Source organism: Pedobacter sp. 01T416_2 (assembly GCF_056398925.1).
Genome location: NZ_JBFTQI010000235.1, coordinates 1 through 11,601 on the forward strand (window position 1 = coordinate 1; position 11,601 = coordinate 11,601).

8 protein-coding genes are annotated in these 11,601 nt (G+C 37.1%); all 8 read left to right on the forward strand.

The annotated features are described in order from the left end of the window. Positions 1-150: 150 nt before the first annotated feature. Positions 151-693, forward strand: coding sequence for a hypothetical protein (locus AC1DPQ_RS11755; protein WP_215127606.1), 543 nt, complete (start codon positions 151-153; stop codon positions 691-693). Between the two features lie 30 nt (positions 694-723). After that, positions 724-1,062 carry a hypothetical protein gene (locus tag AC1DPQ_RS11760; protein ID WP_477609405.1) on the forward strand — a complete coding sequence of 113 codons (339 nt, stop codon included), beginning with the start codon at positions 724-726 and terminating at the stop codon, positions 1,060-1,062. Positions 1,063-1,313: 251 nt separating this feature from the next. Further along, the gene (locus AC1DPQ_RS11765) at positions 1,314-4,091 is read left to right on the forward strand and encodes an outer membrane beta-barrel protein (protein WP_477609407.1); all 2,778 of its coding nucleotides are present in this window, start codon (positions 1,314-1,316) and stop codon (positions 4,089-4,091) included. Between the two features lie 6 nt (positions 4,092-4,097). Beyond that, positions 4,098-4,859, forward strand: a complete 762-nt coding sequence (locus AC1DPQ_RS11770; RefSeq protein WP_477584107.1) for a GLPGLI family protein — start codon at positions 4,098-4,100, stop codon at positions 4,857-4,859. 161 nt (positions 4,860-5,020) lie between these two features. Further along, on the forward strand, positions 5,021-6,637 hold the full coding sequence (locus AC1DPQ_RS11775) for a CTP synthase (protein ID WP_029274708.1): 1,617 nt from the start codon (positions 5,021-5,023) through the stop codon (positions 6,635-6,637). A gap of 20 nt (positions 6,638-6,657) precedes the next feature. After that, entirely contained in the window at positions 6,658-7,671 is a 1,014-nt protein-coding gene (gene yidC, locus AC1DPQ_RS11780) for a membrane protein insertase YidC (RefSeq protein WP_477609408.1), read from the forward strand. Continuing rightward, positions 7,659-8,270, forward strand: coding sequence for a YidC/Oxa1 family membrane protein insertase (locus AC1DPQ_RS11785; protein ID WP_477609410.1), 612 nt, complete (start codon positions 7,659-7,661; stop codon positions 8,268-8,270). Before yidC ends, AC1DPQ_RS11785 begins: the two co-directional genes overlap by 13 nt. A 196-nt stretch (positions 8,271-8,466) precedes the next feature. Continuing rightward, on the forward strand, positions 8,467-11,325 hold the full coding sequence (locus AC1DPQ_RS11790) for a S9 family peptidase (protein ID WP_477609412.1): 2,859 nt from the start codon (positions 8,467-8,469) through the stop codon (positions 11,323-11,325). The last annotated feature ends 276 nt before the right edge of the window (positions 11,326-11,601 follow it).

Here is an 11,601-nt window from a genome sequence, read left to right on the forward strand (position 1 = left end):
TTATTATCATGTTCAAAATAATTTAAAGAATAGGCTCCCAGGTGGTTATTTCGACTTTCAATTGTGGTTATCTATCGGCTATTCCTTTTAAATTAAGGGATATCATAAAATATGGACATGAACTAAAACATAAAATTTGTAGTTTTGAATATGAGAAATATACCGCTCTTTGTTGCTATCTGTCTGTTAGCGCTCGTTGCCTGTAATTCGAACAGCAAAAAGGAAACCAATGCCATTGAGTTTAAAAATGTTAACCAGCGCCTCGCCAAATCTTTTTCTGATTTAAAACGTTTGGACACTTTTAAGATCGAACTTACTGGTAGAAAACCCGAAGAAATGGTATTGAATTTCACAATCAAAAACGCCGACGGAAAAGAAATTTACAATACCAAAATAAAAGGAACTGAATTATTGGGCAGTACCGATCCAAATGTTGATCTTTCAAAAGAAAAAGACCAGATTATTTTCTTAAAAACCATTGCTGATGATTTTTTTAGCGATGATAATTTTCTCGAACCTGCAGTAATGCCTGAGGATAAAGCCGATAATTATACACCTGACAAAGCCCTTTATGAGGAATTAAAAAAATCGGGATTAAATGGCTTTAAGTATCGTTTAGGAAAAGAGAACAACATTTACATTGCCTGGAGCGAGAAAGAGCAGAAAGTGAAGATTTATTATAACTGCTGTTAATAGATATAAATCAACGCCAGGAATTTAGAAATGAAAAGATCTGAATTTATTGCAAACCGATTAAGAGAAGYTTTATTAAATGGTTATTGGATTGTCCACACCAACTACCAGGCGGCCTGTTGGAAATTAAAGATCAGTATAGTTTTGACTGCCGCCAATGCAATCAGAAGAAGATTGGAAAAAGCTGTTGAAGAGTTTTTGGCTAATTCGGCAGCTTTCGCCGGTGAAGTAGCACAAATGCCAGATGAAAAATTAGATCAGGTATTTGTAAATGAAAGGTATGGCACCTATCTGCGTAAGCTAGAAGGTGTAATTGAGCACAGTTACTACCATTTTGGGCAGATTGTTCTGATCAAAAAAATGATTTAGCAGTAACAAAATAAATGTTGCTACTGATGGTGAAGCGTATCAATCTAAAATGCCCTCATTAAACGCATAACTTTTACTTCTTCCCCCCCCCGCCTCTTCTTTTTTAAAGATATTATTCTCCGCAAATCATGTGCTTATATTCTTTTTTAAATAAAAAAATTTTATTTTTATTTGCGATAACTAAATAAATAGTTGTATTTTCAGGCACTTAACCAAACGCACTATTTTATTAACGCTCCTTCAACACCTACATGCTCAAACAACTCTTCTCGGCTCTCATTTTTTCATTACTATTTTTTCCGGCACTGGYGCAAAATGCTAGTATAAAAGGCGTTGTGATTGATACCGTTGAAAAAATAAAATTACAGAACAGTTCTATCCTGCTAATAAGAAGTAAAGATTCCATTTTAGTTAAAGATGCACGGACCAAGGTTAACGGTGAATTCGAGTTTTCGAATTTAAAAAAAGGAAATTATACCCTGGTGGTCACTTTTCCGAGGATGGCCGATTATATTAGAGACATCCAATTGTCTGATTCATCAAAATTTAACCTGGGTAATATCGCGATGGATAGCAAAGCCACGCTTTTAAACGAAGTGGTAATTAAAGCCCAAAAGCAGGCCATTAGCATGAAGGGCGATACCATAACCTACCAGGCAGATAGTTTTGCGGTAAAACCACATGCTAATTTACAGGATTTATTAAGACGCTTACCTGGAATTGAGGTTGATAAAGATGGCGCCATAAAAGCTGGTGGAAAAGATGTAAATACACTTTTGGTTGATGGCGAAGAATTTTTTGGCGACGATCCACTTCTGGCCCAGAAATACCTGAAAGCCAATGCCGTTAGTGAAGTGCAGGTTTATGACAAAAAAACCAAAGAGGAAGAATTATCTGGTATAAAAGAAGGTGATGCCAAAGAGAAGGTAATGAACATCAAACTCAAGGAAAACGCCAAAAATGGGTATCTCAGCACCCTGGATGCCAATAGCGACCTTAAGCATTATAAAAATATAGGTGGCATGGCGGGCATTTATAAAAACAAATTAAAGGCCGCGGTTTTTGGCTCTAACTCCAATACCAATCAAGATTCGAAAGCCAGTGCTGCCATGAGCAAGCTAAAAGGCAATGATTATGATGTTATTGAAGTTGGCGATGACGGCAGTACAGTAATGATCAGCTATGGCGGCAGCCGTGATGAAGATGATTTTTCACCATCAAGCGGACTACCTGATGTAACGGGATATGGGGCGCATTTTTCTGACAAATGGAACGAAAACAAAGTTGGCCTAAAGCTCAATTATAAAGGCAGTGACAGAAACATATTGGACAGAACAACTTCTAAAAACCAGTCGTTACTGCCCAACGGAACGAATTTTTTTAGCGAAGGCAGCTCAAACAGCGAAACCAGAAATACCGGACAGAGTTTAAAAGGCAGTGTCGATATTAAATTAGATTCGCTTTCTACCTTAAAAATATCCTTTGCAGGTAGCAAACGCAAAAACAGCAGCCAGTATATCAGCAAGAACGAAACTAAAAATGACGCAGGGATATTTGTAAATAATAGTGATCAGTCTAATGATAGCAATGGCGACAACGACTTGTTTAACGGAAATATTAATTACGCTAAAAAGTTTGTAAAAAAAGGAAGAACACTCTCTATTGACATACAACCTGAAACCAAAAGCAGCACGAGTTTGGGCACCAGTTTAAGTGTAACCAATTACTATGATGGGAATGGAACAATCAACAGAACTGTCAACCAAAACTTTCTGAACGATAATTCGGGAAGTGAAAGCTCTCTTGGTACCAGAATATCATATACCGAACCTTTAGGCAAGCAATTTTCATTACAAACAGCATACAGCTTTAAAACAGTAACATCAAATAGCCATAAACTGGTATTCGATAAATCATTAAATAATAAACGAATCGATTCACTGAGCAACAATTTCGATTTCAATAATTTTTCGAACATTGGTAAAATTGTGTTGCAATACAGATCAAAGAAGTTCACGCTATCTGGTGGTGCGGAGGCTACCGAAACGACATTCGAGCTGAATGATCTGGACCGCAACAATAAATTTAACCGAAACTATTTAAACTGGGCCCCACAGAGTAACTTTAACTATAAACTTGGTAAAAACACCAGTGTATCATTAAACTACAATGGTAATACCCGACAGCCGAGTTTAGATCAGTTGCAACCTATCAGACAAATTAACAATCCACTTTACGAAATAAAAGGTAATCCAAATTTAAAACCATCTTTCAACAATAATTTTGGCTTTAATTTTAATACGTATCAGCAAAAGTCACAGATGTATGCGTATGTGTATGGTGGCTACAGCTTTACCAAAAATGCCGTTGTAAGCTCAAGAACAGTCGATGATGTGAATAAAACCATCAGCAGTTATATCAATTTAAATGGTAATAATAATTTTTACGCAGGTGCGAGTTTTAATAAAAGTTTTAGCAAAATCCACTTTAACGCAGGTTTAAATGCCAATTTCAATCATTCGAACTCCGTTTCAATCTTAAACAATAAGTTGAATGAGAATGTGAACAATAGCATTAATATACGTCCTCGTTTTAGCTATTATGGAGATAAAGTTCAAATCCAGTATAATCCATCGGTTACTTTTTCGAACAGCCGTTCGTCAATCGGTTCGATAAATAATGGTAAAAACTTTAGCCACAACCATGATATTTCTGGAAACATAGAACTTCCATACAATACAGAATTTAATACATCGATATCCTTGTCATATCAACCAGCAAATTCTTCTTTTAGCACACCAGTAAATATTGCCTTATGGAACGCTTATTTATCAAAAAAGATGCTCAAATCACAAGAATTAGAGCTTAAAGTATCCATTTCTGACATTCTAGCTGAAAAAATCGGCTATAATCGCTACGTGGGAGGCAATAACATCAGTGAATACACCAATAGCTTTATTCCGAGGTACGTCCTAATTGGCATCACCTATAATTTAACCGGAAACTTTGTTAAACAAGACAAAAAATAATTGAAGATGAAAAATTTAGGACTAACCATAATCTTGTTTTCTGCAGTTATAGTAGTGCGTGCACAAACTGTTTTCATCAAAAGTGCCAAAATAACTTTCGAGAAAAAGATCAATCAAAAACAGCAATTGGCATCAAACACCTGGATATCAGACGATGCCAGGGATAAAATGAGCAAATACAGGATTTCCAATTGGGATTATAGCTTTAACGACAGTAGCTCCATTTATAAGATTAAACCAAAAGAGACCTTGAACGACAATAATTTCTTCTTTATTGCTGGTGAGAATACAAATGAGCTGTATACCGACTTTAGCAAAAAAGCAAGAGTAATCAGAAAACCAATAAGAGGCGAAGATTTTATTTTAAAAGATACTATCCCCCATCTCAATTGGAAAATCATGCATGATGTACGCCAAATTGCAGGTTACGAATGCCGTAAAGCAATAGCAGTAATAAACGATTCGGTTACTGTAGTGGCTTTCTATAGTGAAGAAATTTTGTTAAAAGGTGGCCCTGAAGGATTTACAGGCTTACCTGGAATGATATTAGGCCTAGCCATACCTCGGTATAATACTACCTGGTTTGCCACCAAGGTTGAAGCTAAAAACGTTCCTATCTTTAACATTGCTCCTCCTGCAAAAGGTAAAAGAACCGATACCGAAAAAGATTTCAAAAAAATGATCGACCTCTATACCCGTTATGAGGATAAAAAGAACCCCAGAAAGATAGAAGACATTAAAAAAGAACTCTACACGCTGATACTTTAGGTGATCACCTTACCTAAAACAGTCACTATCAGAGATATAATATGGAGAAAAAATATTCTGGCAAGTATCTAATCGAGCGATAATTTTTTGTACCTTTGTATCCCGTACAAAAACAATTAACCAGGTCCAAAACACCTGGTTAATTCCACAAATTATCAATCATGACAAAGTATATTTTTGTTACGGGCGGTGTTACTTCCTCTTTAGGTAAGGGCATCATTTCCGCATCTTTAGCTAAACTTTTACAGGCACGTGGCTACCGTGTAACCATTCAAAAATTCGATCCGTACATTAATATCGATCCAGGAACTTTAAATCCATACGAACATGGCGAATGCTTTGTAACCGAAGATGGTGCTGAAACCGATCTGGATCTTGGTCATTATGAGCGTTTCCTTAACGTTCCAACATCACAGGCAAACAACATTACTACCGGCCGTATTTACCAGAATGTAATTAATAAAGAGCGTAAAGGTGAGTATCTGGGCAAAACAGTTCAGGTTGTACCCCACATTACCGACGAAATTAAACGCAACATGCGTATTTTAGGTGATAGCGGTGAATATGATATTATAATTACAGAACTTGGTGGAACTGTGGGTGATATCGAATCGTTACCATTTATTGAGGCTGTTCGTCAGTTTAAATGGGAAGAAGGCAGTACCAATGCTATTGTAATCCACTTAACCCTGGTGCCTTATTTAGCTGCTGCAGGTGAGTTAAAAACCAAGCCGACACAACACTCGGTTAAAGCTTTGTTGGAGTACGGAATACAGCCGGATATATTGGTTTGCAGAACCGAGCACCATATTAGCCCTGAGATCAGAAAAAAAATTGCTTTATTTTGTAACGTTAACATCAATGCCGTAGTCGAATCGATGGATGCATCTACTATTTATGATGTGCCATTGTTGATGTTAAAAGAACAATTGGATAAAACTGTTTTATCGAAATTAAAATTACCGACCAAAAGCGACCCTGATATGGAAAGCTGGAAAGACTTCCTGGGCCGTTTAAAAAATCCTACGGCAGAGGTTAAAATTGGTTTAATCGGTAAGTATGTAGAATTACCTGATGCTTATAAATCAATTATAGAATCTTTTGTACACGCAGGTTCGAAAAATGAATGTAAGGTTAAGGTAGAATATATACACTCTGAAGGCATTTTCCCTGATAATGTAAAAGATAAATTAGGTCACTTACAAGGCGTTTTAGTTGCACCAGGTTTTGGTAGCCGGGGTATTGAAGGTAAAATTGATGCTATAAAATATGTTCGCGAGAACAATATTCCTTTCTTCGGAATCTGCCTGGGTATGCAATGTGCTGTTATCGAATTTGGACGGAACGTTTTAGGTTTGAAAGATGCACATACTACAGAAATTGAGGAAAATGCTGCAAATCCGGTAATTAACATGATGGAAGAGCAGAAAAAAATAACAAATAAAGGTGGAACAATGCGTTTAGGCTCTTATCCTTGTGATATCAAAAAAGGAACAAAAGCTTTTTCTATTTACGGCAAATCACACATCAATGAGCGCCACCGTCACCGTTACGAATTTAACAATGCTTATTTAAAGCAATATGAAGATGCAGGAATGATTGCGTCAGGTATGAATCCGCAAACCAATTTAGTTGAAATTGTGGAGCTTAAAAATCATCCATTTTTCGTTGGCGGGCAGTTTCACCCAGAATTAAAATCAACAGTTGCTAATCCTCACCCACTTTTTGTTAAATTTGTCGCCGCTGCGATGGAGTTTGCGAAAAAGAAAACGAATTAAAAGCAGTACATACATAAATAATGGATAGAAATACCTTTACAGGACTGTTCCTGATTATGATCATTTTGGCAGGATCATTCTACTTTTTGAAGCCGAACGCGGTGGAAATTAAAAAAGCCAAAGAAAGAGACAGTATAGAATTGGCAAAAAAAGCTGGCGTTACACCAGTACAAAAAGATACTACTAAAACAGCTGCGATTGCTAACCCAGTTGTAGATTCTTTAGCCCTAAAAGGCCCTTTTGGTACCGCAATTACTGGTACCGAAGCCAATACTGTTCTAGAAAACGAGAAATTATTAATCACTTTAAGCAATAAAGGCGGTAAAATTACCTCGGTTGAAGTTAAGGGCCAGAAAACCTTTACCGGTAAACCACTGATTTTATTTGATGGTAACCAGAACAAATTTGGTTTAAACCTGAATGCTGCTGGCAAAGTAATTAATACCAACGATTTATACTTTACCCCGACAAAAACCGGAAATACAGTTACCATGCGTGCCAATTATGGTGCAAACGCATATGTCGAATATGTATACGATTTAAAAGCGTTAAGTAACAAAGTCGCTTTCAACATCAATTTAGTTGGCTTACAGCAAGTAATTGCAGGCAATAATATTGGCTTAAACTGGCAGACTACTTTATTACAGCAAGAAAAATCGATCGAAAGTGAGCACCGTTATTCTGCTCCTTATTACAAGTATTTAGATGGTGATGTGAACCACCTAAGTGTTTCGAAAGATGAGAAAGAAGAGTTATCGAAAGGTAAAATTCAATGGTTCTCATTCAAGCAGCACTTTTTCTCAGCTTCTTTAATTTCAAAACAGGCTTTCGAAAAAGGAAGTTTAGAAGTTAAAATCCCAACCACTCCTGGCCAGGTGAAGTTTTATGATGCCAATATGCAATTGYCTTATGCACATACAGCCAACCAGGTTTATGAAATGGAATTCTATTTCGGAACCAATAAATTCTCTGCCTTAAAAGCTCAGGGATACGATTTAGAGCAACAGGTTGATAACCAGAAATGGATGAGATAAAAGCTAAAGTAGGTGAAGATAATCCAACATTGGTTCAACAGGAATATTTAAAACTATATAAGAAAGCTGGTGTAAATCCTCTGGGTGGATGCCTGCCAATGGTATTACAGTTGCCTTTGGTAATGGCCTTCTTCTTCTTCTTCCCTAACTTGTTTGAGTTACGCGGTGAGAGTTTCCTTTGGATGAAAGATTTATCTACTTATGATGAGTTCATCAAATTTGGCGTAAAAATCCCTTTCATTGGCGATCACTTAAGTTTAATGTGTGTATTGATGACGATCTCTACATTGATTATGACTTACTTTAACAATCAGGTTTCTGGTGCTACAGGCCAAATGAAATACATCGGTTACATTATGCCGGTTATTTTCTTAGGTGTATTGAACAGCTACCCTGCCGGATTAAACTATTATTATTTCTTGGCCAACTTAATGACTTTCGGACAGCAGTTCTTAATCCGTAAAATGGTTGATGATGATAAAATCCACGCTTTAATTCAGCAAAATAAAGCCAGACCGGCTGATGAGAAAAAGAAAAAATCTAAATTCCAACAACGTTTAGATGATTATATGCGTCAGCAACAACAAGCTAAAAAGTAATTTAGCCTTTAATAATATGAAAACCCTCGATTGCTTAAAGTAATCGGGGGTTTTTGCTTTACCACAATCTCCGACCTCTGACTTTCCAACTAAATGCTTTTAATTGTAATATTTGGCATACAAGTTTCCTAATAAGCTAAAAAAATCCAATTTTAGAAGATTAAATCTCAACCAACAAATTAATTAACTTTTAAAAATGCAAAAGAGACTAACTATTATTCTGTTTTTCGTTGTCAGCTTTGCCTACGCCCAAAAGAAACCTTTAGATCATTCGGTATATGATACCTGGGAATCAGTAGGAACAAAGCAATTATCAAATAATGGTCAATGGGCCATGTACAGCATCTTACAGCAAGAAGGTGATGCACAATTGTACCTTACCAATATTAAAACGAATGCGAAGATTAATATACCAAGGGGAATGAACTCACAGTTTAGTAATGATTCTAAGTTTGCTGCTTTTAATATCCGTCCCTTAAATAAGGATTTACGTCAGGCTAAAATTAAAAAGAAAAAGCCAGATGAATTACCAAAAGATTCGTTGGGCATTGTCAACCTCAGCACCAGTGCCGTTACAAAAGTGGCAAGGGTAAAATCTTTCAAATTCCCTGAAGAAGGTGCAGGTGTAATGGCTTATCTAACTGAAAAGCCGGATACRGCAAAGAAAACTGTAAAACCGGCTGAGAAAAAGGATGGTGAAATGGATTTTGCAGATGATGAACCTGCCGGAAAAGGTAAGACCGACGAAGGAACCGATTTAGTGGTGAAAAACCTTTTAACGGGCACAGATAAAACTTATAAATTCGTTACCGATTATTATTTCAGTAAAGATGGCAAACAGTTGGTTTTTGCCTGCAGCGGGTCTAAAAAAGACAAAACGGCCCCACAGGGTGTATTCTTGCTCAATACAGAAAAAGGCATATTAAAAAGCCTGATTAAAGGTAAAGGAAGTTTCAAAAACTTCACTTTTGATGAGGAAAGCGAACATGTGGCTTTTGTGGGCGAGCAAAGTCCGGAGAAACAGGAAATAAAAAATTACAACATTTATTACAACTCTTTAACACTAGATACGGCGCAGATACTGGTTGATTTTGATATGCCAGGACTACCTGCAAAATGGTCGGTTAATGGCGATGGTAAAATAACCTTTAGTAAAGATGGCAAGAAATTGTTTTTCGGCATCTCCCCTATCAAAAAACCAAAAGACACCACTATTGTAGATTTCGAAGTGGCCAAAGTTGATGTTTGGAATTACAAAGACGATTACTTGCAACCTATGCAGCTTAAAAATGCAGATAGAGACGGTAAAAAAAGCTATTTATCGGTGATTGATGTTTATAGCAGTGATCCAAAAGTAATTCCATTAGCGGATTTAAAATTGCCTGACGCCAATCTGATTGCTGAAGGTGATGCGAATCTGGTTTTAGCATCTACAGACTATGGCCGCAGGATCGAATCACAATGGAGTGGTTCTACGTCAAAAGATTATTATCTAGTTGATACTAAAAATGGCCAGAAAAAGAAAATCATTGATAATTTAAGCGGTTATGCAATGGCTTCTCCTGGCGGAAACTATGTTTTATATTTTGATAGAAAAGCAGGTAGCTGGAATACTTATAGTGTAACCACCGGAAAAGTAACCGTATTAACAGCTGGATTAAGCGAAAAATTTGTTGATGAGGAAAACGATGTACCGGATTTACCTTCCCCTTACGGTTTAGCAACATGGACCGAAGGTGATAAAGCTGTTTTAATTTACGATAAATACGATATCTGGTCGTTCTCACCAGATGGAAAATCGGCACCAAAAAATATTACTGCCGGTTTTGGAAGAGCAAACAACATTACCTTCCGTTACGAAAGAGTACAACAGGATAACAGGTTTGAGCGCAATGCAGATAGCAAATTTGTAAAAGTGAACGAAACGGTTTGGTTAGATGGTTTTAATAATTTAACTAAAGAAAACGGGTTTTACCGTACCAACGTAGGTTCGGCTAAAGCGCCAGAATTGGTAGTAATGGCTAAGTTTAAATATTCAAACCTGCTAAAAGCTAAAGATGCTGATGCTTATATTTACGATAAAGCCAATTATGTAGAATCGCCAAATGTTTATATCACTACCGATTTCAAAACTGAAACCAAATTAAGCAATACCAACCCTCAACAAAAAAACTACAATTGGGGCACGGCTGAGCTGGTTAAGTGGACCACGCCGAAAGGCTATAAAGCCGAAGGTATACTGTACAAACCGGAAAATTTCGATCCAAATAAGAAATATCCGATGATTGCGTATTTCTACGAAAAACTAACGGATGGTTTATACACTTATCAAGCGCCAGCACCTACTCCATCTCGATTAAATATTTCTTATTTCGTGAGTAACGGATACCTGGTTTTTGCGCCAGATATTAGCTATGAAACTGGTCACCCAGGTAAATCTGCAGTTGAATTCATCAACTCTGGTGTAGAAAGCCTGAAGAAAAATAGCTGGGTAGATGGTAGTAAAATCGGTATCCAAGGTCAAAGCTGGGGTGGTTATCAAGTAGCCTATCTCATTACGCAGAATAACATGTATGCTGCCGCTTGGGCCGGTGCGCCTGTAGTCAATATGACTTCTGCTTATGGTGGTATCCGTTGGGAAACTGGTATGAACCGTCAGTTTCAATACGAAAAAACACAGAGTCGTATTGGTGCAACACTTTGGGAAAAACCAGAATTATACATCGAGAACTCACCACTATTTATGTTCCCGAAAGTAAATACCCCTGTTGTGGTAATGGCTAATGATGCAGATGGAGCTGTGCCTTGGTATCAGGGTATCGAAATGTTTACCGGTCTGCGCCGTTTAGGTAAACCAGTTTGGATGTTAAACTATAATGGCGAAGCGCATAACCTGGTTCAACGCCAGAACCGTAAGGATATTCAAATCCGTGAGCAACAGTTTTTCGATTATTATCTAAAAGGTGCGAAAGCGCCAGCCTGGATGACAAGCGGAGTACCTGCAACTGAAAAAGGAAAAACCTGGGGTTTTGAACTAACAGATGATAAACCATAGTTAGTCCGAAGTCCAGAGTCAGAAGTTCATGGTTGATAGCTTAATACTATTGGCTATGGACTTTTCTTTTGGTTAATGGCTTGATAGATCATAGTTGATGGCCTTATAGTTTATAGCATATTGTTTAAAAACCATAGCAATCAACAATTTAACTACTGACTATCAACCATTATTTAGCTTGCATAATCTGACTTCAGACTAAAGACTGTAGACTCCAGACTCTCCCTCTATGAATTTTCGCTTAAAAGCGGTATTTTAACCCATTCAAAATAAAAC